This window comes from Cryobacterium psychrophilum (genome assembly GCF_004365915.1).
Classification (GTDB): Bacteria; Actinomycetota; Actinomycetes; order Actinomycetales; family Microbacteriaceae; genus Cryobacterium; species Cryobacterium psychrophilum.
Genome location: NZ_SODI01000001.1, coordinates 3,085,836 through 3,112,704, shown reverse-complemented (window position 1 = coordinate 3,112,704; position 26,869 = coordinate 3,085,836). Strand labels below are relative to the sequence as shown.

Below are 26,869 nucleotides of genomic sequence, written 5' to 3'. Positions count from 1 at the left end.
ACGTAAAGGCGGCCGAATCGGACATCTGCGCCTCGTACGCGGGCAACAGTTGTCCGCAGGGGCAACCTTTGTTGGCGGGGCGGCCGCGATTGCCCGCGCCGCCTTCGGGCGGAGTCGCCAGCTCGCGAGGCGCCATTCTCAGGGCGGGCGATTGGCCACGAGGCGGGCTGCGTGGGGCTGGGCAAGCGTCGTCAGGCGCGCCCATGGGGGCTCTGGCGGGCTCAGTTGAGGAGATCCGGTCGGGGAAAATAGTTACGAGAGTCTCTAAAGAATTATGTGAGTAACCCTCGCGTTTACGTTCGATTTGCGCTAAAATGGGGGTATGTTCACGACGGTGAAGTCCGGAGCTGAGATGGTCGCCCTGCTACTGCAGGCCGGCGAACTCGTCACGGCCGCCCTCGCCGGAGTGCAGTTCAGCCTCCTCGATGATGACGACGCACTCAGCGTGATGGGCGCGTTGGAGGCCGTGGGGCGTCGGGTGGATGGTGGCCGGATCAGCTCCGCCGCCAACGTGGCTTTTCGCGCCGACTCCGGCCTCGGGCATGACTCGCTCGCGTGGAAGAACGGATGCCGCGGCAAGTTCGAACTGATCACCGGGGTGACGCGTATCTCCAGCAGCGAAGCGAAACGGCGGATGCGCCTCGGCGGCACCATCACCGGGGTCTCGTCCGCGACCAGCGGACTGGTCGGGCAAGTCATGCCGGTGCGGCACCCCGCCGTCGCCGACAGTCTGGCCGCCGGGGAACTCGGCATCGACGCCGCCGACGTGATCGTGACCGCACTGGAACAGATTTCGACCCGGGTCGCCCCGGACGACCTCGACCGGGCCGAACGCGCCCTGGTGGCGTCGGCGACGGGGGCGATCACCCCGGAGACCGAAGGACTCCCGGGTGCGGGGATCGCGTTCAGTGCCGACCTCATTCGGGCGCAGGCCCACGAATGGGCGGCGATGCTCGACCCCGATGGGGCCGCGCCGAGCGACGACAAGACGGCCGCGAAGAGCACGTTCGGGTTCGGGCTCCTGCGGGATGGGCTGTATCCGCTGCGCGGCGGCGTGACGCCCGACCTTCGCGGCGTGATGAACGGCGTGTTCAACACGTTCCTGTCAGCCCACGCGGCACCCGCTTTTCCGTCGGCGGAGGACCAGGCGCGCCTGGAGGCCGGGGAACTCATCCCCGGCGCCGAAGAAGCCGTCGACGACCGCACCGGCGGCGAGAAATGCGCCGACATTCTGCGGGCGGTGTTCGAAAAGACCGCCCGAGACCCGAAAACCCCGACCATGGGCGGCGCCGCCCCCGTCGTGATGGTGCACGTGAACGCCCGCGACCTGAAGAACGGTCGCGGCGTCGGCTGGATCGACGGCGTGGACGCCCCGATCAGCCTCCGCAGCGTAAACCAGCGGCTGTGCGCGGGCGGCTACCAGCAGGTCATCATCGGCGACGACGACGGCCACGTACTGCACCTCGGAGCGAAGGAACGATTCTTCAGCCCCGCCCAGCGCCGCGCGATCGCCGCCCGCGACGGCGGCTGCATCATCCCCGGCTGCAAAATCGCCGCCGCCTGGTGCGAAGTACACCACGTGATCCCGTGGCAATCCCACGGACTGACCGACGTGGAAAACGGTGTGCTGCTGTGCTGGTTCCACCACCACACCATCGACACCGCCGGGTGGGACATCCAGATGATCAACGGGAGGCCCCACCTGCGCGGCCCGGTGCTCTTCGACCCCACCCGAACCTGGCGACCCGCCGCCACCCACCGGGCGAACACCCCGAGTGCCGATCCGCCGTGGCTCAGATCCAGACAGTAGGGGTCGGTCTCCCTCAACGCAGCAACTCGGCTAGTTTTCGATCGCGATCTGTACCGTGTCGCCGTTGATGTCGATCGCCACGATGAGCAGCGAGTCAGTGTCATCGGGGCTGATGGAGTACTCCAGCAGGGCGAAATGCTCTTCTGACCCGGTGTGGTGCGGGTGAAAGCCCACCCGTTGCAGGCGGAGCGAGCGCAGGAAGTCGATCTGCTGGTCGCCGGAATCCCAGATGATCGCGTCGGCGAGGGCCTCCGGGTCCATCTCGTCGACGTGCTGGTCAATGTAGGTGGACGTGGGCGTGGCCTTCGTGGTCAGCTCAGCCACGAGCGACTCGCGCGCGGCGGAGTCGAGGTCCTCGATGTTGTTGATCATCGCGGCGGCGATGTCGAGCGATTCGGCGGCCACGTCGTCCTCGCTGGGCGAGCTCAGGTCGACCTCGATGTCCTGATCACCCAGTTCGGCCGTTTCCGACCAGTACACCTCGCCTGAGTCGTCGCTGCCGAGGATTCCGAAGAAATCGTGCTCAATAGTCATGTCGTCCGCTTTCTAGATTGTCTTCAAGGTCGGGGGCAGTGCCATCGTGCTAGCCGATGAGCTTCTGGGCAAAGACGTGAGGAGTGAACCCGGTGAGGTCGTTGATGCCCTCACCCTGCCCCACGAGTTTGATGGGGATCCCGGTGCGCTCCTGCACGGCGAGCACGAAGCCGCCGCGAGCTGAACCGTCGAGTTTCGTGAGGACGAGTCCGGTCACGCCGGCGTGCTGGATGAAAGCCTCGGCCTGCGCCAGCCCGTTCTGGCCCGTCGTTGCGTCGAGTACCAGCAGAACCTCGGCGATCGGCGCCTGCTTCTCCACCACGCGGCGAATCTTTGTGAGCTCGTCCATGAGACCACCCTTGGTGTGCAGCCGACCGGCGGTATCGATGATGACGATCTCGATCCCCTCGTTCTTGGCCTTCTCGACGGTCTGGAAGGCAACGGATGCCGGATCCTGGCCCACGGCTTGCGGCCGCACGATCTGCGCCCCCGCGCGTTCCGCCCAGGTCGCCAACTGGTCCACGGCACCAGCGCGGAACGTGTCGGCTGCTCCCACGACAACGGTGCGCCCGTAGGTGTTCAGAAATTTGGCGAACTTGCCGATGGTCGTGGTCTTGCCCACGCCGTTGACGCCCACGACGAGTACCACGGCAGGGCGCTCGCTGAGCGTGAGCGTGGAGTCGAGAAGGGAGAGACGTTCCTCAATGCCTTCGCGGAGCATCCGCTGCAGATCTTTCGGGTCGGTCGTGTTGTACGTGGCGACCTTGGCGCGCAGCTCGGCCACGACCACCTCGGTGACGTCCGGGCCGAAATCGGCCTGGATCAGCGCGTCTTCGAGGTCTTCCCAGGTCTCGGCATCGATCGTTTTCTTCGCGAACATGCCGCGCAGAGCGCCGGAAAGTGACCAAGGGGTGCGTGCTGCCATGCCTCTAGCCTACGGCGCGCAAGGCGCCGCATTACCGAGGCAACCCGAAACCGGCCGGTCACCCTCCAGACTGGGTGGGTGACCACTTCGAATTCTCCTGTGCTGGCCGGCTTCGCCCACGGCACGTCGTCGGCCGAGGGGCAGGCCGCCACGGTTGAGCTCATGCGTGCCGTCGCCAAAGCTCACCCGGCCATCGACGTGCGACTGGGCTACGTCGACGTGCAGCAGCCGGACCCCGCCGCGACCCTCGGCGCGGTCGAACGCGGCCGACCCGTCGTCGTTGTTCCCCTCCTCCTGTCGGCTGGCTACCACGTGCACGTTGACCTCACCGAGGCCGTGCAGGCCGAGACCAACCGGCACGTCGTGCTCACCGGCGCCCTCGGCCCGGATCCCCGCCTCACCGACCTCCTGCTGCTTCGCCTCACCGAGGCCGGCCTCACAAACGACGACGTTGTCGTGCTCGCCGTGGCCGGTTCGAGTGATGCCCGAGCGGTGGCTGACTGCCACGTCGTGCGCGCCCAGCTGGCCGCGCTGCTCGGCCGCGAGGTTTCGGTGGGCTTTCTCTCGGCGGCGAGTCCGCGGCTGCCCGACGCAGTCGCCGCAGCACGCGATGCGCACCCGGGTCGTCGCATTGTCGTGAGCAGCTATCTGCTCGCTCCCGGCTACTTTCAGTCTCTCGTCGAGGTGGCAGGGGCGGATGCCGTCACAGGGCCGCTGCTGACGTTCTCCGGCCCGGCGCCGGAGCAGCTCGTCGCCGTGGTCGCGAGCCGGTACCAGAACGCCCTGGCCCCGCAACGGTAGGTTTCTCGGGCTGATCTCGTGACGCGAGCGTACGCCAGACCGACGACCCGTGCCGGAGTGTGACGCCGCACGACCTCGCATGACCGGGCGTGACCGGCCGCGCAGCGCAACCGCTGGCTCCTCGGTAGTTTTCTTCTACCGCCAACGGGCGCCCCGGCACAGATTCTGCACACCGGGGCACCCATCGAGAGGAGCCACCGTGTCGCAGACCGTGACCGAGACCGACAGAGCACGCGTACCGCGTGCGGCAACGCGCCCGAACGGCCAGTGGAAGGTCGACGGGACCGCACCACTGAACGGCAACGAAGAGTGGAAGCAGGTCGACAACGGCATCGCCGTGCGGGAACGCATCGAGCGCATCTACTCGAAAGAGGGCTTCGATTCCATCGACGGCACCGACCTGCACGGCCGGTTCCGCTGGTGGGGCCTCTACACGCAGCGCAAGCCCGGTATCGACGGCGGTAAGACGGCGACGCTCGAGCCGCACGAACTCGAAGACCGATACTTCATGCTGCGGGTCCGCATCGACGGCGGCCAGCTCACCACCGAACAGCTGCGTGTGATCGGCAACATCTCCCGCGACTTCGCGCGCGACACCGCCGACCTCACCGATCGCCAGAACGTGCAGTTCCACTGGATCCGCATCGAGGACATGCCCGAAATCTGGCGCCGCCTCGAAGCCGTGGGCCTTGAGACGACCCAGGCCTGCGGCGACGTGCCGCGCGTCTTCCTCGGCTCCCCCGTGGCCGGAATCGCCGCCGACGAGCTCATCGACCCGACCGACACCATCGCCGAGCTGGCCCGCAAGTTCCTCGGAACCGACGAGTTCGCGAACCTGCCGCGCAAGTTCAAGACCGCGATCACGGGCCACCCCAGCCAGGACGTGGTGCATGAGATCAACGACATCGGCCTCGTCGCCGTGACCCACCCTCAGCTCGGCGTGGGCTACGACCTCTGGGTCGGCGGCGCCCTCTCGACCACACCGCGCCTCGCCGAACGCCTCGGCGCCTTCGTGGCACCCGGGCAGGTCACCGAGGTGTGGCGCGGCGTCGTCTCCATCTTCCGCGACTACGGCTACCGCCGCCTGCGCGGCAAGGCCCGCCTCAAGTTCCTGCTGAACGAATGGGGCACCGAGAAGTTCCGTCGCGTGCTCGAAGACGACTACCTTGGCCATGCCCTGCCCGATGGTCCCGCCGCCCCTCGCCCCACCGCCCAGGGCGACCACATCGGGGTGCACAAGCAGAAGGACGGCCGGTTCTACATCGGTGTCGCGCCCCTCGTCGGCCGTGTCGCCGGCCCGCTGCTCACCGGCCTCGCCGACCTGCTCGAAGAACACGGCTCCTTGCGCCTGCGCACGACACCGCACCAGAAACTCGTGCTGCTGGACATTGCCGAAGAGCACGTGGAACCGCTCATCACGGCCCTCGACGAGCTCGGCCTCGCCGCCCGGCCCAGCCTTTTCCGCCGGTCGACGATTGCCTGCACTGGCATAGAATTCTGCAAGCTCGCGATCGTGGAAACGAAGCAGACGGCAACGGATGCCATCGCCTCGCTCGAGACGCGGCTCGCCGGCATCGACGTGCCGCAGCCGATCAGCCTGCACGTCAACGGATGCCCGAACTCCTGCGCCCGCATCCAGACCGCGGACATCGGCCTCAAGGGGCAGCTGCTGCCCGATGGCAACGGCGGCCAGACCCCCGGGTTCCAGGTGCACCTCGGCGGAGGCCTCTCCTCGCCGAACCGCGACGAAGCCGGCCTCGGCCGCACCGTGCGGGGCCTCAAGGTGACGGCCGACGACCTCGCCGATTACGTCGAGCGCATCGTGCTTCGCTTCCTCGCCGACCGCAGCAGCGACGAAACCTTCGCCGAATGGTCACACCGTGCCGACGAGGAGGCGCTGAAGTGAGCCCCGCCGTGAACCTCAACACATCCACGCCGACGCCCACGCGTGTGCTGCCCGAACGTCGATCGATCGAGCAGTTGAAGGCGCTCGCCGAACAGGGCTCCGCGGAGCTCTGGCGAACCGACGGCACCGAAGCGAGCGCCACCGCGGTGATCGCCTGGGTCGCCCGCAACTTCGGCGCCGATTCCGTCGCCGTGGCGTGCTCCATGGCCGACGCCGTGCTCCCTGCGCTCGTGTCGGTGCAGGTCCCCGGCGTTGACGTTCTGTTCCTCGACACCGGGTACCACTTCGGTGAAACCTACGCCACGCGTGATGCGGTCGAGGAGGCCCTCGACGTGACAATCGTCGATGTGCTACCGCTCACCACCGTCCCCGAGCAGAACGCCGAACACGGCGCAGAGCTCTTCGCTCGGAACCCGAACCAATGCTGCGCCCTGCGCAAGGTCGAACCCCTGCAGCGCACGCTCGCCGACTACGAACTCTGGTTCACCGGCGTACGCCGCAATGAGGCACCCACCCGCGCCAACACGCCACTGATCACCTGGGACGAACGCAACGGCCTCGTGAAGGTGAACCCCGTCGCCGCGTGGACCTACGACGAACTCCTCGGTTACGCCGCAGAGCACACGGTGCCGGTGAACCCGCTCCTGTCCCAAGGGTACCCGTCCATCGGCTGCGCGCCCTGCACCCAACCCGTCGCCGCCGGCGCCGACCCCCGCTCCGGACGCTGGGCCACCCTCGAGAAGACAGAATGCGGACTCCACCTATGAGCATTTCAGCCACCGTCACCGAGACGCCACGCACGGTCACTCCCGAAACGATCCCCGCCGCATCCGCTCACCGCCTCTCCGAACTCGACGTGCTTGAGAGCGAGGCGATCCACATCATCCGTGAGGTCGTCGCCGAGTTCGAACGCCCCGTGCTGTTGTTCTCCGGCGGCAAGGACTCCGTCGTGGTGTTGCACCTCGCCGCGAAAGCCTTCTGGCCGGGCAAGGTGCCGTTCTCTCTGCTGCACGTGGACACCGGGCACAACTTTCCGGAGGTCCTCGCCTTCCGTGACGCCACCGTGGAACGCCTCGGCGTGCGCCTCGAGGTGGCGCGCGTCGAAGACTACATAGCGGATGGCCGCCTGGCCGAGCGCGCCGACGGCACCCGCAACCCGCTGCAGACCCTCCCGCTGCTCGACGCCATCGCGGCCGGTCGCCACGACGCCGTCTTCGGCGGCGCCCGCCGGGACGAGGACAAGGCCAGGGCGAAGGAACGCATCCTGTCGCTGCGCGACGAGTTCGGCCAGTGGGACCCGCGCAACCAGCGCCCCGAGCTGTGGAACCTCTACAACGGCCGCCACACGGTGGGCCAGCACGTTCGCGCGTTTCCGATCAGCAACTGGACCGAGCTCAACGTCTGGCGCTACATCGAACGGGAGAACATCGCGCTGCCGCCGCTGTACTACGCCCACGAGCGTGACGTCTACCGTCGCGACGGCATGTGGCGCGCGGTCGGTCCCGTGAGCGAACCCCGCCCCACCGAAACCGTGGAACGGCGCACGGTGCGCTACCGCACCGTCGGCGACATGAGCTGCACCGGGGCCGTTGACTCCGACGCCACCCACGTGAACGACGTGGTGCGGGAGGTCGCCGTGAGCACCATCACGGAACGCGGCGCCACCCGCGCCGACGACCGCATCTCCGAAGCCGCCATGGAGGACCGAAAAAAGGAGGGGTACTTCTAGTGACGCTGAAGACCACCCTGCGCGCCAGCCTCGTGCTCGCGGCGAGCGCCCTCCTGCTGAGCGGATGCGCTGCCACCGCGATCCCCGAACCGGGACCGGCCACGGAACTACGCCTCGGCTACTTCGACAACGTCACCCACGCGCCAGCACTGGTGGGCGTGCAGAAGGGCTTCTTCACCGAGGCGCTCGGCGACACGACGCTCTCCACCCAGATTTTCAGCGCCGGACCCGCGGCGGTCGAGGCGCTCAGCGCCGGCGCGATCGACGCCGCCTACATCGGCCCGAACCCCGCCGTGAACACGTTCATTCAGAGCCGGGGCGCGTCGGCGACGATCGTGGCCGGCGCAACCACGGGCGGCGCCGCCCTCGTCGTGCGCGACGGCATCCGGTCTGCCGCCGACCTCGCCGGCACCACGCTCGCCACCCCCCAGCTCGGAAACACGCAGGACGTGGCGCTGCGCTCCTGGCTGACGGGCGAAGGCTACAAGACCAGCATCACCGGCGGCGGTGATGTGAGTGTGTCACCCACCGATAATTCGGTGACCCTGTCCCTCTTCCAGGCCGGCACGATCGACGGCGCCTGGCTGCCGGAGCCGTGGGCATCCCGTCTCGTCCTCGAAGCGGGAGCCCACGTGCTCGTTGACGAGGCGAGCCTCTGGGATCAGGGAGACTTCCCCACCACCGTGCTGCTCGTGCGCAAAGACTTTTTGCGCGACCACCCCGACACCGTCACCGCCCTGCTCACCGGACACACGGCATCCGTGGCGTGGTTGAACGCCAACCCCACGGAGGCCACCGCCGCCATCAACGCGGAACTGCTCGCCGACACCGGCACGGCCCTGCCCGACCCCGTGATCAACCGCGCTCTCGAACACATGCGCTTCACCATCGACCCGCTGGCAGCCACGTTCCCCGTGTCGCTCCGGGCCGCCCGCGCCGCCGGGATCGGGAAGAACGGCGACCTGGACGGACTCTTTGACCTGAGCCTGCTCAACGCCGTGCTCGCCGAGGCGGGCGGCGCCCCCGTCCCGGCCGAGGGGCTCGGCCGCGAATGACCATGACGCGCCGACCCGGGCCAGACCGGGTCGCATCCACGCAGTTCGATTCCACGACAGGCCCACATCCACGACAGGCTCGAGGTTTAGCATGACCACCCAGACACACGACGCGACGCTGTTCCGCTTCGCCACCGCCGGCTCCGTGGACGACGGCAAGTCCACGCTCGTCGGACGCTTGCTGCACGACTCGAAGGCGATCCTCGCCGATCAGCTCGACGCCGTCACCCGAACCTCCACGGAGCGGGGTTTCGGCGGGGCGGCCGGCGGAATCGATTTCGCCCTGCTCACCGACGGCCTGCGCGCCGAGCGCGAGCAGGGCATCACCATTGACGTGGCATACCGCTACTTCGCCACCGGAGAGCGCTCGTTCATCCTCGCCGACTGCCCCGGTCACGTGCAGTACACGCGCAACATGGTCACCGGTGCCACCACCGCGGATGCCGTGATCATGCTCATCGACGCGCGCAAGGGCGTGCTCGAGCAGACCCGCCGGCACCTGTCGGTTGTGGCACTGCTGCGGGTGCCGCACGTGATCGTGGCCGTGAACAAGATCGACCTGCTCGACTACGACGAGGCCGCGTACCGCGAGGTGGAACGCTCCGTGCTCGCCGTCGCGAGCGAACTCGGCGTCGGGGCCGTGCACATCATCCCGGTGTCCGCCCTCGAGGGCGACAACGTGGTGGATCGTTCGGCGCGCACCCCCTGGTACGCCGGATCGAGCCTGCTGGAGCTGCTCGAGACCCTGCCGGCCGCCGCCGAGGTGGAGAGCGAGGTCGAGGACTTCCGTCTTCCGGTACAGCTCGTGTTGCGCCCTCAGGGCGCCGTCGCCCCCGGCGTCGATGCCTCTTTCCGCGACTACCGCGCCTACGCCGGCCAGATAGCCTCCGGCACGATTCGAGTGGGCGAGTCGGTCACCATTGTTCCCGGCGGCGGCACAAGCATCGTCACGGGCATCGACGACGCCGGCACGGAGCTCGACGTGGCCTTCGCCCCGCAATCGGTGGCCCTGCGGCTGCGCGACAACCTCGACATTGCCCGCGGCGCCGTCATTGCCGCGGCCGACACGCTCCCCGCGCTCACCCGCGATCTCACCGCCGACCTGTTCTGGCTCGACCAGAGAGCACTGCGCCCCGGAGCCCGCGTGCTGGTGAAATTCGGGACCGCGCTCGTGCAGGCGATGATCCCCGAGATCACCGGGCGGCTCGACCTCGACACCCTCACCCTCGAACCGGTCGACGACGACGCCCAACAGGGCCTCGACATCAACGACATCGGTCGTGCGGTCCTGCGGCTGGCGAGCGAGCTTCCGATTGAGGACTATGCCGTCAACCGTCGCTCCGGGGCATTCCTCGTGATCCACCCCCAGGATGGCGCGACCCTCGCTGCCGGAATCGTGACGGCTGCCCGATGAATGCGCCCGCCGCCATCCGCATCGAATCGCTCGGCAAACGGTTCGGCCCGACGGCCCCCCTCGTGCTTGATGACATCAACCTCACGATCGAGGCGGGCCAATTTGTGTGCCTGCTCGGGGCATCCGGGTGCGGCAAATCAACGCTGCTGGACATCATCGCGGGGCTGGAACGCCCCACGACCGGAACGGTGACGGTCGACAGCGGAAACGCGGCCGTCATGTTTCAAGAATCCGCCCTTTTTCCGTGGCTCACGGCCTCGCACAACGTGGAGCTCGCGCTCAAGCTGCGCGGCGTTCCCCGGCAGCGTCGACGCGGCGACGCGCTCGAACTGCTCGACCTGGTGAATCTCGCCGATGCCGCCCACAAACGCCCGCACGAACTCTCCGGGGGCATGCGCCAGCGTGTGGCCCTCGCGAGGTCGCTCGCCCAGGACCGAAAGGTACTGCTCATGGACGAACCCTTCGCCGCCCTCGACGCGATCACCCGTGACCTGCTGCATGACGAGCTCGAACGCGTGTGGCGGGAGACCGGCCGCACGATAGTGTTCGTCACGCACAACGTGCGCGAGGCGGCCCGGCTCGGACAGCGGGTGCTGCTCATGTCGAGCCGCCCCGGACGCATCGTGAACGAGTGGCACATCGATGACCGCGCCGACCGCCGCATCGAGTCCACCGACGTTGCCCGCCTCGGGGACGAAATCACCACGCAACTGCGACAGGAGATTCGACGCAATGCCGCTTAGAAGCGAGGCGCCGCCCGCCATCCTCACGGACCGGGTCGATGTCGACGCCGTCGCCGACGCCGACGAGCGCCGCCTCTCCTCCGGGCTTGACGCGCTGCAAACCGTGCCCGCCGCACCCCGTGGCCGGACCAGGCAGGCCATTGACGGCGTCCTGCCGCCCGTTCTGCTCATCCTCGGCCTCATCGTGGCCTGGCAGATCTCTATTCTGGTTGCCCGCCCGCGGCCCGATCTCATCCCCGGGCCCCTGGACGTACTCAGCTCCATCAGCGCGTTCTGGGCCGACGGGCGGCTGCAGCTCGCCGTACTGACGAGCCTCGAACGCGGCGGCATCGGGTTCCTCATCGCCGTCGCCATCGGCACCCCGATCGGGCTGCTGCTGGCCGAATGCCGCCCGGTGCGGCACGCCCTCGGCCCACTGCTGTCGGGGCTGCAGGTGTTGCCCTCCGTTGCCTGGGTTCCCGCCGCGATCATCTGGTTCGGCCTCACCGACGCCACCGTGTACTTCGTCGTGCTCATGGGAGCCGTGCCGTCGATTGCCAACGGCCTCGTTTCCGGAATCGATCATGTTCCGCCGCAGCTGCGCCGTGTGGGCACGGTGCTCGGCGCGAGCCGCGTGCAACTGGCCACGCTCGTGATTCTTCCCGCGGCCCTGCCCGGGTATTTCTCCGGTCTCAAGCAGGGCTGGGCCTTCGCCTGGCGCTCACTCATGGCCGCGGAAATCATCGCCATGGGCGGCACCATCGGCTTCGGGCTGGGCTCCATGCTCGACCAGAGCCGCGAACTGGCCGACCTGCCCGGCGTTCTCGCGACCATCGTCGTGATCCTCTTCGTGGGTATCCTCGTGGAACTCGTGCTCTTTGCGCCGCTGGAACGTCGGCTCCTGCGCCGGCGTGGCCTCGTTCCCGCCGGGAGGCGCTGACGTCAGCGCGAGCCGCCCCCTCTCTCCTCCTGCTTCCCCGAAAGGCCATCATGCCCAGCACCTCCCCTTTCAACCTTCGCGTCGCCATCATCGGCGCCGGACCCGCCGGTATCTACGCGGGCAACATCCTCAGCAAGGCCGTTCAGGATGCCGGTGGTTCGGTCGCCATTGACCTCTTCGACAAGCTCCCGGCGCCCTACGGCCTCATCCGCTACGGCGTGGCCCCCGATCACCCGCGCATCAAGGGAATCGTCACGTCGCTGCATGAAATGCTCGACTCGGGCAGCATCCGCTTCATTGGCAATGTCACCTATGGCGTCGACGTCTCGCTGCAGGACCTGCGCGAGCAGTACCACGCCGTGATCTTCGCCACCGGTGCCATTGCCGACGCTCCGCTCACCGTGCCCGGCATCGACCTGCCCGGCTCCTACGGCGCCGCGGACTTCGTGTCCTGGTACGACGGACACCCCGACGTGGCCCGCAGCTGGCCGCTCGACGCCACCGACATTGCCGTGATCGGCAACGGCAATGTGGCGCTCGACGTGGCCCGCATGCTCGCCAAACACCCGAAGGACCTGCTCAGCACTGACATTCCCGACAACGTGCACGCCGGCCTCGACAGCTCGCCCGTGACCGACGTGCACATCTTCGGGCGACGAGGACCGTCCCAGGTGAAATTCACGCCCATCGAACTGCGCGAACTCGCCCAGGTGCCCGACGTCGACGTGATCGTCTACGAGGAAGACTTCGTCTTTGACGAGCACACCAGGGCGCTCGCCACCACGAACAACCAGGTCAAGGTGATGACGCGCACGCTGGAGGGCTGGCTCACCCGGCAGCCCACCGGCGCCTCGCGTCGACTGCACCTGCATTTTCTGCAGGCTCCGCTGGAGATTTACGGCAACGGGAGGGTTGAGGGCATTCGCTTCGAACGCACCGAGCCCAGCGGCGACGGCGGCGTGCGCGGAACCGGCGTGATCGTGGACTACCCGGTGCAGGCCGTGTACCGGGCCGTCGGCTACCGGGGCAGCGCACTACCGGACCTGCCCTTCGACGAGGCGAAAGGAGTGATCCCGAACGACGGCGGGCGCGTGTTGAACGCGCACGGCACCCCGATCGCCGGCATCTACGCCACCGGCTGGATCAAGCGCGGCCCGGTCGGCCTCATCGGCCATACCAAGGGCGACGCCCTGGAAACCATCACCCGGCTCATGGAGGATGCCACGACGCTCGAGCAACCGGCCGGGTGGGCGGCCGGAGACGGCGACGAGATCCTGCGTGTGCTCACCGAGCGCGGCGTGCACGTCACGACCTGGCCGGGCTGGCTTATCCTCGACGCGCACGAGAAGGCGTTGGGCACCAGCCACGCGGCCGTGCGCGACCGGGTGAAAGTCGTCGAACGCGACGAGCAGGTTCACATTGCCCGTGCCGACGCGGCGGTCCTCTCGTGACGTACGTGATTGCCCTGCCGTGCGTCGATGCGTATGACGTGGTCATCATCGGTGCCGGCCCGGCCGGGTTGTCGGCCGCCCTCAACCTCACCCGTGCTCGTATGCGCGTTCTCGTCGTCGACAGCGACCGGCCCCGGCACGCCGCAACCATGGTGTCGCACGGCTTCCTCACCCGGGACGGCGTGCCCCCGCACGAGCTTCGCCGCCTCGCCCGCGAGGAGGTCGAGCGCTACCCGGAGACGCGCGTGCTGCGGCGATCCTCTGTCGCGTCCGTCGAACACACCCCGGATGCCGCATCCTCGGCGCATCCCTTCGTCACGTCGGTCGTTGGCCGCACCCCCGCGCTCTCCGGCGCCGTCACGAGCCGGGCCGTGCTCGTGGCTTCCGGACTGCGGGAGACGCTTCCCGACGTTCCCGGAATTCGTGGGTTCTACGGCATGAGCCTGTTCAGCTGCGTCGCGTGCGACGGCTACGAAATGGGCGACCGGGCCCTCGCCCTGATCGGCGAGACCGACGATCTCTGTGCCCGCGCGCTCCTCGTGGCGCAGTGGACCACGACGTTGACCGTGTTCACCAATGGGGCCGTCGGCCTGGATGCGGCGGAAGAAGTGCTGCTCGCGGAGCGTGGGATTCGGGTGGAGCGTCGCCGCATCGACGACCTGGAGGGTGAGCGCGGCCTGATTCGTGCCGTGCGCCTCGTCGGCGGGGAACGACTGCCCATCACCGGCGGCTTCGTGCGCCCGCTGTGGCACCCGATCGTGGAATTTCTCGATTCGCTGAACCCGGGCACTGACAAAGCAGGGCACCTGGTGACCGACCGCGATGGTCGCACGAGCATTCCGGGGCTCTACGCGGCCGGGGACGTCACGGCTCCCGGCCCGCAGCAGCTCATCGTCGCCGCCGGTGCGGGGGCCCGGGCGGCGTCGACGATGACCCACGATCTGCTCGGCGCCGCCATCCGCTGAGGCGGTCCGCGGTCGCTAGTGTGGTGCGGCTGCGGCCTCGGGCTCCCGCTGTGCCTCGGGCTGAGGTTGTGGTTCCTGCTCGCGGGCAACGCGTTGACCCACGACGGCGGACACCCCGTCCTGGCGCATGGACACGCCGTAGAGCGCGTCGGCGATCTCCATCGTGCGTTTCTGGTGCGTGATGATGATGAGCTGGCTGCTCTCGCGCAGGTCTTCGAAGATGGTGAGCAGGCGGCCGAGGTTCGCGTCGTCAAGAGCCGCCTCGACCTCGTCCATGATGTAGAACGGACTCGGCCTGGCCTTGAAGATGGCGATGAGCAGCGCGACCGCGGCGAGCGACCGCTCGCCGCCGGAGAGCAGGGACAGCCGCTCGATCTTCTTGCCGGCGGGTTTCACCGATACCTCGATGCCGGTGCTGAGCAGTGCCTCCGGGTCGGTCAGCCAGATGCTGCCAGTGCCGCCGGGGAAAAGCACGGGGAACACCTCCGCGAACGCTGCCCTGGTGTCTTCGAAAGCGTCGGCAAAGATAGTCTCCATCTTGCCGTCGATCTCCGCGATGATCGTGAGCAGGTCGGTGCGGGTATTCGTGAGGTCGGTGAGCTGCTCGGTGAGGAAACGGTGCCGCTGCTCGAGTGCGGCGAATTCTTCGAGGGCCAGGGGGTTCACGCGCCCCAACTGTCCGAGTCGGCGTTCAGCGGCCGCGAACCGGCTCTGCTGCGCACCGCGGTCGAAGGGCACAGGCTCGCTCTCCCCGTCGTCGGCAGGGATGAGCTCGGCCGGACCGTACTCGCCGACGAGCACGGATTCGACGAGGCCCAGCTCGCTTCCCGCGCGCTCCAGCAGGCCGGTGAGCTGCAACTTCTTTTCGTAGATCTGCAGTTCGAGCCCGTGCACGTTCTCGGTGACGGCCTGCAGTCGATCGCGCAGATCGTTCTCGCTGCGTCGCAGGCTCGACAGTTCCGCGCTCTGGCTGGTGCGCTGGGCTTCCGCCGCGGCCAGTCGTTGCCGGGATTCGTCCACCGAGCGGTCCACGGCGCCGAGAACGGCGGGTAGCTCCAGTGCGACGGCCGAAGCGGCATCCAGCTGTCGGCGACGGATGACGGCGCGTCGCGCCGCAGCCTCGGCCGCGACCTGGTCTGCCTCGAACTGCCGCGCCAGCGACGCGGCCCGCCCCTCACTCGACCGCACCCGTTCGCGGGCCGTGTCCACGGTGAGGCGCGCCTCCACCTCGGTCTCTCGAGCCGCCTCCAGCTCGCGGTAGAGGGCATCGCGCGCCGAGGAGTCCAACACCGGGCGCGGCCGGGCCTCGGCCGTCACAAGCTCGGCGGCAGCCTCCTGCGCGGCCGATTCCGCATCGGCGACAGCACGGGACGCGAGCTCGCGGGCGGCGTGCAGGCGATCAAATTCGGCGCGAGAGGCCTCGACCTGTACCGTCGCCCGGTTGACGCGTTCCGCCTGTTGGGTCTCCGCAGCCTCCCGCGAGCGCAGGGCGGTGCGGGCGGCCGACACCTGCTCCTGCAGGGCCTGAAGAAGCGCGCGCTGCTCGGCGAGCTCAAATGCCACCCGGGGAATGAGCGCCGTCACGACGTCGAGCTTCTCGGCGGCCGTGTCCCGATCTGCCACGAGTTCGAGCCGGCTGCGCGCGGCGCCACTTCCACCGCGCAGCACCCACGGGGAGAGCACTTCACCTGCCCTGGTGATCACGGTCATATCGACGGCGACGGTTTCGAGCATGGCGGCGCGGGCCGCGCCAAGATCTTCGGCGATGACGGTCGTGGCGAGCAGGCGCAGCACGCCGCTGGGGGCGTCCACAACAGACCCTGCTGCCACCAGCCCGCGGGACCCGGCGGGTGGTTGCGCGTGTTGCTCGGCATCGCTGTTGCGGTCGGCGCCCGGTGCCCCGGCGACGATGAGCTCCACCCGACCGAGATCGCGAGTCGATGCGAGCACGATGGCGTCGAGGGCCACCTCCCGGGTGTCGGCGAGCACCGCGTCGCTGAGGGAACCGAGTGCGGCTGCAATGGCGGCCTCGTAGCCGGGCTGCACGCGAACGTGCTCGGCGACCAAACCACGGATGCCCGCCAGGCCGGCCTTGAGCAGTGCCGAGGAACCATCTTTCTGGTCAAGGGCCAGGGAGAACGCGCCCCGGCGAGCTTCCTGGGCATCGCGTTCCCTCTCATGCCCGTGCAATTCGGTGCGCAGCCGCTCCACCTCGGCCTGCGTGGCCTGCACCGCCGCCTGCGCGAGTTCGAGCGCTTCGGCGCTCCCCTCCGCGCCGGGATCGTCGGCGCCGGGATCGTCCGCGCCGGGCTCGCCGTGAGCCGCGTCGAGCCCGGCGAGCAGAGCCTCGGCCTGCACTCGACGCTCCCCCGCGGCGTCGAGCGCGTAGCTCTGCCGCAGAACCTCACCGCGCACCGCCGCGAGTCGGGAGGCCGCCGTTTCGTTCCTGCCCGCTCGGCGCGAGAGGTCGAGGTCATGGCCCGACACGAGGAGCGCCTGGGCGGCGATCTGTTCGTCGAGGGCATCGAGGCGGGCCCGAGCGACGGCGCTGGCTGCTTTCGCCGCGAGCCAGGCCGCATCTGCCGTCTCGATCCGCACACGCAGGCGTGTAGTTTCGGCGTCGGCAGCCTCGAGATCGCGCGGCGTGACGCTGGGACTGCCGCTGGGCGCCTCGCCCTGCGAGCCGAGCAGCGCCAGACGCTGGTTGGCGAGGGTGAAGAGTCCGCGCAGGCGTTCCTGCGCCGACTCGAGCGCAAAGCTCGTGCTCCGGGCCCGGTCGACGGCATCGCCGACCTGGGCGGTTTCGAGTCGTTGCACGCGTTGCCCGGTCTGCGAGAGCTGCTCCTGCAGCACGAGGCGTTCGGCGTGGCGTTCGCTCTCGGTGCGACCATGCTGGTCGAGGGCGGTGCGCAGCGTGACGACCTCGTCCGCGAGCAGGCGCGCCCTGGCATCACGAACGATCGCGGCAATCGATTGTGCCTGCCGGGCAATTTCGGCCTGGCGCCCGAGGGGTTTGAGCTGGCGGTGAATTTCGCCCGCCAGGTCGCTCAGCCGGGTCAGGTTGGTCTGCATGGCGTCGAGCTTGCGCAGGGTTTTCTCTTTGCGGCGGCGATGCTTGAGAATCCCCGCGGCCTCCTCGATGAAACCGCGCCGTTCCTCGGGTGTTGCGCGCAGCACGGCATCCAGCTGGCCCTGCCCCACAATCACGTGCATCTCCCGGCCCAGGCCGGAGTCGCTCAAAAGCTCCTGTACATCGAGCAGGCGGCAATTGCGCCCGTTGATGGCGTACTCGCTCGCCCCGTTGCGGAACAGGGTGCGCGAAATGGTGACTTCGGAATAGTCGATGGGCAGCGCGCCGTCCGAGTTGTCAATGGTGAGGATGACGGCTGCGCGGCCGAGCGGTCCGCGGGTCGACGTGCCGGCGAAGATCACGTCTTCCATCTTGCCGCCGCGCAGCGTCTTGACCCCCTGCTCCCCCATGACCCAGGCAAGGGCATCGACGACATTGGACTTGCCGGAACCGTTGGGCCCGACCACACACGTGACGCCGGGTTCGAACGCGAAGGTCGTGGACTGGGCGAAGGATTTGAAACCCTTGAGCGTGAGGCTCTTCAGATACACCGTTCCACCTCCCGCCTTTTCGTGTCCGGTGACTGTCGTATAAACGGTACTCGACGGCACCGACACAATCCGTGAGGCTCGACGGTGAGCCAGACGCGCGCTAGCGTGTGCGGCATGAGCGAACTTCATCGCAGCAGTGACGACGTCCGCATTGATGCCGTGCCCATTCCCGCGTTCCCCGGAGACTCGGGTTGGGACGACTTCGCCGCCGCTGCCGAGGTGCGCAATGGGAGCGAGACCGAGGGGTACGGCACCACAGACCTCAATTTTTCCGCTGAGGAAGCACTACCCACGTGGCTCAACCAGGCGCACGACCCCATGCGCTTGTTCGTCGCGCGGGCAGACGGCCGGGTGGTGGCGCGGGGGGTCTATGAGACGCTCGCCGACCCTGCAGCGCACTTCGCGTGGTTCACGGTGCAGGTACTACCGCCGTATCGGCGTCGGGGTATCGGCACGGCACTCGTCGATCACCTCGAGTCCCTAGCCCGCACCGAGCATCGGTCCGTGCACGTCACCTATGCGGTGTCTCGAAATGCGCCCGGTGAGCGGCTGTCGTCACCGACGGGCTTGGGTCGGTTCCGCTGCAGAACGCCGAGGTACAGTTTCTCTTGCGTCGCGGTTTCGTTCTCGAACAGGTCGAACGCGGCAGTCGCCTCGTGCTGCCGGTGAGCGCGGACACGCTCACGAGCCTCGCCGATCACGCGGCTCAGCACGCCGACCCTGATTACACGGTGGTCCTGTGGACCCAGCAGGCCCCCGCGGCCTGGCGTTCCGACATGGCCCTGCTGCACACCCGGATGAGCACGGATGCGCCCACGGCCGGCCTTGAGGAACCCGAAGACGTGTCGAACGAGGAACGACTGGTCGCGCTGGAGAACCTGACGGCCGCCGGGCCGCGAACCCTGCTCACCGCGGTCGCTCTGCACGAACCCACAGGTCGGCTCGTCGGGTTCAGCCAACTCTCTGTTCCGGCCGAACCCGACCGCGCGGTGAGCCAGGAGGACACGCTCGTGCTCAGGGAACATCGGGGGCACCGACTGGGCATGCTGATGAAGGTGGCGAACCTGCAGCCGCTCGGACGCCTGCACCCGGGGCGTCCATCGGTCATCACGTTCAACGCGGAGGAGAACCGGCACATGCTTGCGGTGAACGAGACCCTCGGTTTCACGCCGATGGGCTACGAGGGAGCGTGGAAGCTCGTCGCGCTATGAGGTGACCACCTGGCAGCTCGGGCACAGGTGTGAACCGCGGTTCATGAACGACTCCCGCACGAGGGTGGTTCCGCAGCGGGAGCACGGCGTTCCCTGTCGGCCGTAGACCTCGAGGCTGTGCGCAAAATACCCCGACTGCCCGTTCACGTTCACGTACTGCGAGTCGAAACTGGTGCCCCCTTCGCCGAGGGCGCGCTGCAGGATCGCCCTCAGTGCGGCCAGCAGCTCTGCAGCCTGAGCGGGCGACAACGATGCGGTCGGTGTCTTGTAGTGCAATCCAGCGGCGAAGAGGGCCTCGTCGGCATAGATGTTGCCGATGCCGCTGATGAGCGTCTGGTCGAGCAGCGCCCGTTTGATGCCCGTCTTCTTACGTGCGAGGCCGGCGAAGAACGCCGATTGCGAGAAGGCCGGGTCGATCGGATCCCGACTGATGTGCGCCACTTGCGAGGGAACCAGGGCGGACCACGGCCCGGCGCCGCTGCCGGCGAATCCCCCGGCGGCGCCGTCTGTGGTGGGAACCATGTTGTCGATGACGAGGCTGCCGAAGACGCGTTGGTCCACGAAATCGAACCACAATTCGCCGGCCGCGCCGTCGTCAGGCCAGGCGGTGGGCGGCAAGACCTGCGGCGACACCGATTCGAGGCAGAGACGAATGCGAAGGTGCCGGTCAATCGCGGAGCCCGGCGTGCGCAGGAGCACCTGTCCGCTCATCCCCAGATGCACCACGAGGGCACGTCCGCTGTCGAGCGGCAGCCAGAGGAATTTACCCCGGCGTACGGCGCCGAGGATGCGCCGACCGGTGAGCTGCTCCGTGAACGATCCGGTTCGCCTGTCGTGGCGTCGCAGGGATCGCTCGTCGAAGATCTCGACTCCGGCCACGAGCGCGCCGGTAACCGCCGGTTCGACTCCGGCCCGTACGACCTCGACTTCGGGAAGTTCGGGCACGACCGTTAGCGGGCGCTGAGGAGGGTGAAGGCTTCGCGCGCGGCGGCCATCTCGGCAAATTTCTTGCTCGTACCGCTGCCCTGGGCCCAAAGTGCGTGGCCGAGGTCGACACGGGCAATGAATTCTTTGGCGTGATCGGGACCGCTTTCGGTCACCGTGTAGGCCGGTGCCCCCACGCCGCGAGCAGCAGCAAGCTCCTGCAGGCTCGTTTTGGGGTCCATCAAGGCACCGAAATGGTCGGGGTTCGCGAGAAGCGGCTCGACGAGTCGCAGCACGAAGGCCGTCGCGACGTCACCGCCGCGGTCGAGATAGACAGCGCCGATGAGCGCCTCGACCGTGTCGGCCAGAATCGACGATTTGTCGTGTCCGCCGGTGAGGATCTCGCCCTTACCCAGCCGCACGTATTCCCCGAGGCCGAGACCCCTGGCAATCTCTGCAAGGGCAACCGTCGAAACGAGGCTGGCCCGGCGCTTGGCCAGGTCACCCTCGTCGAGGTGCGGGTAGGTTCGGTACAGCATCACGGTCACGGCCTGCCCCAGGATTGAATCGCCTAGAAATTCCAGGCGTTCATTGGTGGGGATGGCACCGTTTTCGTACGCGAATGAGCGGTGCGTCAGCGCCAGCTCAAGGAGATCCGCATTCAGTTCTACACCGAGGGTCGTCACGAGTGACGACCGCCCGGCTCCTGGATTCGTCATGGTTCGACTCTGTCCGGGTGGAACGAATTAAACGTCGGCGACCTTGCGGCCCTTGTACTCCATGAACAGCGCGGTTCCGGCGGAGTCGGTGACGACCTTTGCGCGGTGGGGAAGGCTGTAGGTGACCTTGCCGTTTTCCATGGTCTTCACCAGGGTGGGCGCGGTGGCCTTCCACTGTGCTCGACGTGAGTGGGTGTTGGATCGCGACTGCTTGCGCTTCGGAACTGCCATGACTACTTCTCTTCTCTATGCGTTTCAGCTTGGATGTCGTCATCTGTGCTGATGTCTGTGGAAGCCTGGAATCCCGCAAGCGCAGACCACCGGGGATCAAACGCCTCTATCGGTTCGAGTTCCGGCGGTTCAGTCAGTCGCTGGCCGGTCTCAGGATCAAGACCCGCGCAGTCGCGCCGACATAATGGCTGGAACGGCAATGACATAACCACTGCGTCCCTGACGAGAGATTCAATGTCGATATGGTCGTCGACAACCTCAAACTCAAAAGCTTCTTCCTGAGGATAACCGAAAAGCTCCGTAAACTCGACTCGGACGCGGAATTCGATGTCGGTAAGGCATCGCCCGCATTCGCCGGAGGCCGGCGCGACAACGGTAGTCGTTGCCAGAATGCCCTCGTGCATGGCTTCGAGTCGGAGGTCAACACCGACAGTGGAACCCGCCCTGACCGAAACCAGGCCAGCTCCGAGTTCTTCGGGCACGACAATGTCGAGATGACGCTCGTGCATGGTGCCCGGGCGGTTAATGAGGTCTCGCACATCTACCGTGTACGGCGTTTTTTTGAACTTGGTCACCAGCCCCATTCTACGCGTTCCGCGGCGAGCGTCCGTTCAACAGCAGCCAGAGAACGAGAATGAGCGATCGCGGCAGCAAAACGGCACGCCATCGGGCGCCGCGACCGACCGAAACGTGAATCCTTCGTGCCATCTCCCCCAATTCCCGGCTCAGGACAACGGCCTCATCCACCGTGCCGTCCTCGTCGCTCCCCCGGTCGTACCGAGCGCGTTCCACGGCCTCACAAAGGCGGGCCAGCACCACCGCCGCGGCCGACTCTTCCCCGATCACCGCGCACAGTCGATCCCTGAGCATCCGGGGCGTCTCGGTCACCCTCACGGTGATCCCATAATCAAGGACTGTGTCGCAGAGTTCACCCCACGCCGCCAGCACGGCCTGTTGCCGGGTGAGGGTGCCCGAGCGGATGCGGCGGTGCCGCGCCCTGTGCTGCACGGCTCGAACACCGGCGGGCACGAGCAGCAGCAGAAGGAGCCCGAGGGCCAGGCTGGCCAGCTGGCCGAGCACGGTGCCGGCCTGCCGCGTTGGGGAGGATGTTGCGCCGGAGGCCTGGAGGTCGACCGCACCGGGGTCGACCGGCTCGCGCGCCGCGGCCGAGGGAGCGGTCTCGTTCGTCGCCCCGGTGGTGGTGTCGGTGGTTGCGGCCTGTTCGTAGTCCGGCACAGTGCCACGCCCGGGCGTGGGCTCAAACGGCACCCAACCCACGCCGGAGAAGTACAGTTCCGGCCAGGAATGCAGGTCATGCGAATCCACGTCGTAGCGGCCCCGCCCCTGCTCGAGGTCCTGGGACTTGACTCCGGGCAGGTACCCGAGGGAGATTCGGGAGGGGATGCCGAGGGAACGAGCCATGCTCGCCATCGCGGAGGCAAAGTGCACGCAGTATCCGCGTTTCTTCTCCAGGAACACGCCGACCACATCAAGGCCTCCCCCGTCGTACCCCTCCTCAACCGGTGACTCGGTGTCATAGGTGAATGCGCTCCCGTTCAGGTAGCCCTGCAGCGCCACCGCGGCGTCATACGACGACGTGGTGCCGGCGGTCACCTCCCTGGCCCGGTCCTCGATAATCGTGGGCATCCCGCTCGGCACATCCAGATTGCGGGCGAGCACCGAGGAATATTCGCTGCCGGCCTGGCGCATCTGCTCGGCCGTCGGCCGGAGTTCAAGCGCCTCGGCGATGTACGTCTGACCGATCGTGCTCGCGTCGGCGCTCGCGACGGCGCGGGTACGGGTGTCCCAGTACCAAACGCCGGTGAGGCCGGTCACCTTCACGGTTCGTGCCGGAACCGGCAGCCACCTGGTGTTCACGCCGTCAATGACAACGGATGTCTCGGCGAGCGTCGTCTCGACCTCCTCCGACACCCCGGGCGGTCGGTCGATGTTCTCGACGCTGTTGTCGATTCGCACTCCGTCGATCCGAGCGGTCCACGTCTGGCCGACGAGTGAGTCGAGGGTGAGCAGAGTGAAGTACGACTGCCGCTCGGCCGTCGACGTGTAGTGCAGCACCGGCCCGGCTTTGGGTCGCCTCAGGTCCTGGCCCAGGTTGATCATCGGGCTCACCCCGCTGCCGAACAGGAGGGCGTTCGACCCGGAACGTGGGTCGTTGCCGGTCACGGAGGGGACGACCAACCCCAGCACGAGGGCCGCCACGAGTGCCACGGCACCCGCGGAGAGGGTTCCCCACACCGGCACGACCCGTCGTCGGCTGGACGAGACGAAGACCCGGGCGACCGGGCCTCCCCCGACGGCGTGGTTGGCGTCGGCGGCGCGGCGGTGACGCACGTCCACCCGCAGCAGCACGAGGTATACCGCAGACGTGACCACGAGGGCCATCACGTTGGGTGGGCCGGCCACAATCGCTCCGGGCACCAGCAGCGGCACGAGCACCGGAACCCCGGCGAGCGCCGGAGTGCGAAGCGTCACCGCCAGGGTGTGCATGAGCACGGCGATGAGGCCGGCGCCGGCGGCGAGCAGGAAGAGGATTCCGTCGGTCACCTGGGCCGGCACGCTCTGCTGCCAGATGGAGTCCACGCCGCTGGCCACGAGACCGCTGAATACCCGAGCGGTCGCCGGCGTCGGTACGATCCACAGCAGCGCGGTGCCCGCACCGAAGAACAGTGTGAGGGTGAGCAGGAGCCCGCCGAGCAGCCAGAGCGGCAGCACGGGTCGCGCCACCCGCAGCGTGGGGAGGAGGGCACCCAGAAGAAGCACGATGATCGCCACGGCGGACATGACCCACCACCAGGAGGTACCCCTCAGCAGCGGCCCGAGCGCTCCGCTGGCCACGAGCAGGAGGGCGAGCAAGGTCGCCACGAACGGCCAGTTGGCGTCTTTGCGCGCACCGTATGCCGTGCCCCGACCTCGGAGGAACGGCGCTCCCCCGCGGCCGGCGACGGCCGCGGGGCCGGCGTCAGTCACTGTCGGTCTCCGAGGTCTCCCGTGCGTCGACCCTGCCGTTCAGGCCGCTTGCCCACGCGGCCGGAATGTCGCGAGAGCTGCGCACGTCGATGCACCGCCAGCCGGCGTCGCGAAGTACGGCCCTGGCCACGGCGCTCACCGAATCGAGCAGGAACACGACTGCCGGCTCGCAGCGCCCTCGCAGGCTCGCAAAGAGTGCGGCATCCGCTTCGGACAGGCCCACGATGACCGCAAAGGTCGGGAGGGAACCACCGAACCCCGGGCCGACACCCACGTCGGTGGCGGCCGCGACGGGCACGAGATTCGCGAGCCCCTCGAGCAATTCGCGGTCACCGCCCGGCGCGCTGCACACGAGCGGGGCATCGCCGCCGAGACCACCGAGGTTCTGGCCGGATCCGGGCACGAGCTGACTGGGACCGGTTTCCAGGAGCTGCACCTTGAGCCCGGCGTCGAGCAGGTACACGCCGATCGATGCGACAACCTCGATCGCGAGCTCGAAAGCGTGGTCGAGGCGCCTGGCCGGTTCGGCCGCGCCGTGGGAGTTGAGCGTGGTGTCGAGGATGATGCGCGCTTCCGGGTTGCTGCGCTGCTCTTCCTGACGCACCATGATCTCCCCGTGGCGGGCGGTGGCCGGCCAGTTCACGCGGCGGAACGGATCGCCCGGCCGGTACTCGCGGGCGATCAGTTCGTCGGACGTCGGGTTGAGCGAACGAAGCAGGTCACGAACCGACCCGTCACTGCGGGTGACGGAGACACCACGTGTTGCCAGCGGCGTCACCCTCGGGGTGACGACGAGGTCGTGCGACTGCCCGACGGGGTGCTCTCGCACGGCGAGGCCGAAGGGGTCTCTACGACCGAGCAGGAGCGGTCCGAAGGCATACACGCCACGGATGCGTGGAGTCAGCGCGTATTCGAGCCGCACGCTGTCCGGTCCGGTCTCCGGCCCCGCACGGTACCGTTCGAGGGCCGGCAGCAGTTGGTCTGCCGGTGCGGACTGCCCCATCAACCCCATTCCCGGGGGTGCAGGGTCACGCCAGCTTGCGCCGTCAAGCGGCCGAGATGACAGGTTGCGCAGCTGCAGGGATACCACGGTGTCGTCGCCGGCCGGCACGATCGATGGGCGGAATATTCGCCCGACCCGCACCTGTCCCGGTCGAAGCATGACGTGGAAGAGCCCCATGAGCGGGACGCTCACGAGCAGGCCCGCGATGAAGAGCAGATCTCGGTGGTCGATCAGGATCGCGTCCAGGCCGAAGGCGAGGCCCACCGCGAGAAAGATCCAACCGCGGCGAGTGAGCCGTGGGGACCAGGGCGAAAGCACGAACCGGCGCATGAGGATCGTCAGGGGCGCTCTGGGGCACCGACCGGTACAACCGTCGCTGCCAGGATTCGGTGGATGACCTCCTCAGTGAGGGGGCGACTGTCCTGGTGGTGGTGGCCGAGAGCCCGGCTCGTGGGCACGAGCCGGTGGCCGAGAACCGCCACGGCGAGGGAGTCAACGTCGTCGGGGAGAACGTATCCGCGGCCGAAGAGGGCGGCCTGGGCCTTGGCTGCTCGAATCAGCTGAAGCGTGGCCCTGGGGCTCGCTCCCAGCCGCAGGTCGCGATCGTCCCTGGTGGCCCGCACGAGGGCAACGGCGTATTCCTTGACGGCCGCCGAGGCGAACACGCCGCGCGCTGCGTGGATCATGCTGCGCAATTCCACGCCGGAGACGACAGCACCGATCAGTGCAAGCGGGCTGCCGGTGTCACGAGAATCCAGCATCGCGATCTCGGAGCCGGTGTCCGGGTATCCCATCGAGATGCGTGCCATGAAGCGGTCCCGCTGCGCCTCGGGGAGGGCATAGGTTCCCTCCATCTCGAGGGGATTCTGCGTGGCCATCACCGTGAAGGGCAGCGCGAGCGGGTAGGTCGTGCCATCGACCGTGACCTGGCGCTCTTCCATGCATTCGAGCAGGGCCGATTGCGTCTTGGGGCTGGCCCGGTTGATCTCGTCGCCGATGACGATGTTGGCGAAGACCGGTCCCGGTTTGAACTCGAAGCGGCGATCGGCCTGGTTGTACACGGAGACGCCGGTGACATCGGAGGGCAGCAGGTCGGGCGTGAACTGGATGCGGCTGACCGTGCAGTCGACCGAGCGGGCGAGAGCCTTTGCAAGCATGGTCTTGCCGACACCCGGGACATCCTCGATGAGCAGGTGTCCCTCGGCGAGCAGCACGGTGAGGGCGGTGAAGACTGCAGCGTGTTTACCGTCGATGACGCGCTCCACATTGCGCCTGATCGCCTCGCCGGCGGACTGCACGTCGTGCAGCGAGAGAGCCGGTTGCTCGGGAGCGGATGCGGGTTCCTCACGACCATGGCCCACCGCGACGCGCGATCCGGCGACGATCGGGGCGGGCACCTGGGATGAGGATGGGGTCATACGCTGGCTTTTTGAAGGTAGTCGGCGACGACCTTGGGCACGTAGGGCGAAATATCCCCACCGAGAGCGGCCACCTGGCGCACAAGGGAACTCGACACGTGTGCGTTGGCCGGGTTGGGTAGCAGAAACACGGTTTCGACCGCCGCCAGGTTGCGATTAATAATGGCCATGGGCGTTTCGTAGGCCACGTCGATCTGGGATCGCACGCCCTTCACGAGTACGCTCGCCCCCACGTCCATGCAGTAGTCCACGAGAAGACCGACGCTCCATGACTCCACAACAATGTTGGTGGGCAGTCCGGCTTCCTTGATCGCCTGCTCCAACAGGGAGACCCGCTGGCTGATCGGCAGCAGTGCCGATTTGTCGGGGTTGTGCACGACAAGAACATGAAGCTCATCGAAGAGGCCAGCGGCACGACCGATCACATCCAGGTGACCAAGGGTGACGGGGTCAAATGAACCGGGTACGACGGCGATCCTGCGCATACAAACACCCTATCGCG

At 67.8% G+C, this 26,869-nt stretch carries 24 protein-coding genes; 13 read left to right on the top strand and 11 right to left on the bottom strand.

The features are described from left to right. Positions 1-322: 322 nt before the first annotated feature. The gene (locus tag EDD25_RS14635) at positions 323-1,810 is read left to right on the top strand and encodes an HNH endonuclease signature motif containing protein (RefSeq protein ID WP_134174273.1); all 1,488 of its coding nucleotides are present in this window, start codon (positions 323-325) and stop codon (positions 1,808-1,810) included. A 30-nt stretch (positions 1,811-1,840) separates the two neighbouring features. On the opposite strand, the gene EDD25_RS14630 is transcribed toward EDD25_RS14635, so the two are convergent. Beyond that, positions 1,841-2,344, bottom strand: coding sequence for a DUF2004 domain-containing protein (locus EDD25_RS14630; protein WP_134174271.1), 504 nt, complete (start codon positions 2,342-2,344; stop codon positions 1,841-1,843). A 49-nt stretch (positions 2,345-2,393) separates the two neighbouring features. Beyond that, a complete protein-coding gene (gene ftsY, locus EDD25_RS14625) occupies positions 2,394-3,269 on the bottom strand; it encodes a signal recognition particle-docking protein FtsY (protein ID WP_134174269.1) in 876 nt (291 codons plus the stop codon). Between the two features lie 78 nt (positions 3,270-3,347). Between ftsY and EDD25_RS14620 the strand changes: the two genes are divergently transcribed. From EDD25_RS14620 to EDD25_RS14575, 10 genes are all read left to right on the top strand, one after another. After that, complete coding sequence (locus tag EDD25_RS14620) at positions 3,348-4,070, top strand: sirohydrochlorin chelatase (RefSeq protein ID WP_134174267.1); 723 nt, start codon at positions 3,348-3,350, stop codon at positions 4,068-4,070. Positions 4,071-4,269: 199 nt separating this feature from the next. After that, positions 4,270-5,976: a nitrite/sulfite reductase gene (locus EDD25_RS14615; RefSeq protein ID WP_241986411.1), complete on the top strand. Its 1,707-nt coding sequence runs from the start codon at positions 4,270-4,272 to the stop codon at positions 5,974-5,976. After that, positions 5,940-6,743, top strand: coding sequence for a phosphoadenylyl-sulfate reductase (locus EDD25_RS14610; RefSeq protein WP_134174263.1), 804 nt, complete (start codon positions 5,940-5,942; stop codon positions 6,741-6,743). Before EDD25_RS14615 ends, EDD25_RS14610 begins: the two co-directional genes overlap by 37 nt. Further along, positions 6,740-7,705 (top strand): sulfate adenylyltransferase subunit CysD, encoded by a 966-nt coding sequence (cysD, locus tag EDD25_RS14605; protein WP_134174261.1) that lies wholly within the window; start codon positions 6,740-6,742, stop codon positions 7,703-7,705. Before EDD25_RS14610 ends, cysD begins: the two co-directional genes overlap by 4 nt. Beyond that, positions 7,705-8,760: an ABC transporter substrate-binding protein gene (locus EDD25_RS14600; RefSeq protein WP_134174259.1), complete on the top strand. Its 1,056-nt coding sequence runs from the start codon at positions 7,705-7,707 to the stop codon at positions 8,758-8,760. The genes cysD and EDD25_RS14600 overlap by 1 nt, the downstream gene beginning before the upstream one ends. A gap of 91 nt (positions 8,761-8,851) precedes the next feature. After that, complete coding sequence (locus EDD25_RS14595; RefSeq protein ID WP_134174257.1) at positions 8,852-10,174, top strand: sulfate adenylyltransferase subunit 1; 1,323 nt, start codon at positions 8,852-8,854, stop codon at positions 10,172-10,174. Further along, positions 10,171-10,917 (top strand): ABC transporter ATP-binding protein, encoded by a 747-nt coding sequence (locus EDD25_RS14590; RefSeq protein WP_134174255.1) that lies wholly within the window; start codon positions 10,171-10,173, stop codon positions 10,915-10,917. The genes EDD25_RS14595 and EDD25_RS14590 overlap by 4 nt, the downstream gene beginning before the upstream one ends. After that, positions 10,907-11,836, top strand: a complete 930-nt coding sequence (locus tag EDD25_RS14585; protein WP_134174253.1) for an ABC transporter permease — start codon at positions 10,907-10,909, stop codon at positions 11,834-11,836. The genes EDD25_RS14590 and EDD25_RS14585 overlap by 11 nt, the downstream gene beginning before the upstream one ends. 50 nt (positions 11,837-11,886) lie before the next feature. After that, positions 11,887-13,287: an FAD-dependent oxidoreductase gene (locus tag EDD25_RS14580; protein ID WP_134174251.1), complete on the top strand. Its 1,401-nt coding sequence runs from the start codon at positions 11,887-11,889 to the stop codon at positions 13,285-13,287. Beyond that, positions 13,284-14,252: an NAD(P)/FAD-dependent oxidoreductase gene (locus tag EDD25_RS14575; RefSeq protein ID WP_134174249.1), complete on the top strand. Its 969-nt coding sequence runs from the start codon at positions 13,284-13,286 to the stop codon at positions 14,250-14,252. Before EDD25_RS14580 ends, EDD25_RS14575 begins: the two co-directional genes overlap by 4 nt. A gap of 15 nt (positions 14,253-14,267) precedes the next feature. Here the strand turns inward: EDD25_RS14575 and smc are convergent, their stop codons facing one another. Continuing rightward, positions 14,268-17,873, bottom strand: a complete 3,606-nt coding sequence (gene smc, locus EDD25_RS14570) for a chromosome segregation protein SMC (protein ID WP_134174247.1) — start codon at positions 17,871-17,873, stop codon at positions 14,268-14,270. Positions 17,874-17,987: 114 nt separating this feature from the next. Between smc and EDD25_RS14565 the strand changes: the two genes are divergently transcribed. Then, the gene (locus EDD25_RS14565; protein WP_134174245.1) at positions 17,988-18,542 is read left to right on the top strand and encodes a GNAT family N-acetyltransferase; all 555 of its coding nucleotides are present in this window, start codon (positions 17,988-17,990) and stop codon (positions 18,540-18,542) included. Then, the gene (locus tag EDD25_RS14560; protein WP_134574439.1) at positions 18,482-19,084 is read left to right on the top strand and encodes a hypothetical protein; all 603 of its coding nucleotides are present in this window, start codon (positions 18,482-18,484) and stop codon (positions 19,082-19,084) included. Before EDD25_RS14565 ends, EDD25_RS14560 begins: the two co-directional genes overlap by 61 nt. Here the strand turns inward: EDD25_RS14560 and mutM are convergent. The 8 genes from mutM to coaD are packed head-to-tail and all read right to left on the bottom strand — an operon-like array spanning position 19,079 to position 26,852. After that, complete coding sequence (gene mutM, locus EDD25_RS14555) at positions 19,079-20,029, bottom strand: bifunctional DNA-formamidopyrimidine glycosylase/DNA-(apurinic or apyrimidinic site) lyase (protein ID WP_134174241.1); 951 nt, start codon at positions 20,027-20,029, stop codon at positions 19,079-19,081. The two genes, EDD25_RS14560 and mutM, sit on opposite strands and share 6 nt — an antisense overlap. A gap of 5 nt (positions 20,030-20,034) precedes the next feature. Further along, positions 20,035-20,727 (bottom strand): ribonuclease III, encoded by a 693-nt coding sequence (gene rnc, locus EDD25_RS14550; RefSeq protein ID WP_134174239.1) that lies wholly within the window; start codon positions 20,725-20,727, stop codon positions 20,035-20,037. Positions 20,728-20,754: 27 nt separating this feature from the next. After that, positions 20,755-20,958: a 50S ribosomal protein L32 gene (gene rpmF / locus EDD25_RS14545; protein WP_134174237.1), complete on the bottom strand. Its 204-nt coding sequence runs from the start codon at positions 20,956-20,958 to the stop codon at positions 20,755-20,757. 2 nt (positions 20,959-20,960) lie between these two features. Further along, on the bottom strand, positions 20,961-21,533 hold the full coding sequence (locus EDD25_RS14540; RefSeq protein ID WP_241986412.1) for a YceD family protein: 573 nt from the start codon (positions 21,531-21,533) through the stop codon (positions 20,961-20,963). A 10-nt stretch (positions 21,534-21,543) separates the two neighbouring features. After that, positions 21,544-23,946, bottom strand: a complete 2,403-nt coding sequence (locus EDD25_RS14535; RefSeq protein WP_134174233.1) for a transglutaminase TgpA family protein — start codon at positions 23,944-23,946, stop codon at positions 21,544-21,546. Beyond that, entirely contained in the window at positions 23,939-25,267 is a 1,329-nt protein-coding gene (locus tag EDD25_RS14530) for a DUF58 domain-containing protein (RefSeq protein ID WP_166671318.1), read from the bottom strand. Before EDD25_RS14530 ends, EDD25_RS14535 begins: the two co-directional genes overlap by 8 nt. Before the next feature lie 20 nt (positions 25,268-25,287). Beyond that, positions 25,288-26,367, bottom strand: a complete 1,080-nt coding sequence (locus EDD25_RS14525; protein WP_134174229.1) for an AAA family ATPase — start codon at positions 26,365-26,367, stop codon at positions 25,288-25,290. After that, on the bottom strand, positions 26,364-26,852 hold the full coding sequence (gene coaD, locus EDD25_RS14520; RefSeq protein WP_134174227.1) for a pantetheine-phosphate adenylyltransferase: 489 nt from the start codon (positions 26,850-26,852) through the stop codon (positions 26,364-26,366). The genes EDD25_RS14525 and coaD overlap by 4 nt, the downstream gene beginning before the upstream one ends. Positions 26,853-26,869 lie beyond the last annotated feature (17 nt).

Coding starts and splice junctions, on each gene's coding strand:
- EDD25_RS14635 (WP_134174273.1), top strand. CDS start 323: ATGTTCACGACGGTGAAGTCCGGAGCTGAGATGGTCGCCCTGCTACTG.
- EDD25_RS14630 (WP_134174271.1), bottom strand. CDS start 2,344: ATGACTATTGAGCACGATTTCTTCGGAATCCTCGGCAGCGACGACTCA.
- ftsY (WP_134174269.1), bottom strand. CDS start 3,269: ATGGCAGCACGCACCCCTTGGTCACTTTCCGGCGCTCTGCGCGGCATG.
- EDD25_RS14610 (WP_134174263.1), top strand. CDS start 5,940: ATGGTCACACCGTGCCGACGAGGAGGCGCTGAAGTGAGCCCCGCCGTG.
- cysD (WP_134174261.1), top strand. CDS start 6,740: ATGAGCATTTCAGCCACCGTCACCGAGACGCCACGCACGGTCACTCCC.
- EDD25_RS14595 (WP_134174257.1), top strand. CDS start 8,852: ATGACCACCCAGACACACGACGCGACGCTGTTCCGCTTCGCCACCGCC.
- EDD25_RS14590 (WP_134174255.1), top strand. CDS start 10,171: ATGAATGCGCCCGCCGCCATCCGCATCGAATCGCTCGGCAAACGGTTC.
- EDD25_RS14585 (WP_134174253.1), top strand. CDS start 10,907: ATGCCGCTTAGAAGCGAGGCGCCGCCCGCCATCCTCACGGACCGGGTC.
- EDD25_RS14580 (WP_134174251.1), top strand. CDS start 11,887: ATGCCCAGCACCTCCCCTTTCAACCTTCGCGTCGCCATCATCGGCGCC.
- EDD25_RS14565 (WP_134174245.1), top strand. CDS start 17,988: ATGAGCGAACTTCATCGCAGCAGTGACGACGTCCGCATTGATGCCGTG.
- rnc (WP_134174239.1), bottom strand. CDS start 20,727: ATGACGAATCCAGGAGCCGGGCGGTCGTCACTCGTGACGACCCTCGGT.
- rpmF (WP_134174237.1), bottom strand. CDS start 20,958: ATGGCAGTTCCGAAGCGCAAGCAGTCGCGATCCAACACCCACTCACGT.
- EDD25_RS14525 (WP_134174229.1), bottom strand. CDS start 26,367: ATGACCCCATCCTCATCCCAGGTGCCCGCCCCGATCGTCGCCGGATCG.
- coaD (WP_134174227.1), bottom strand. CDS start 26,852: ATGCGCAGGATCGCCGTCGTACCCGGTTCATTTGACCCCGTCACCCTT.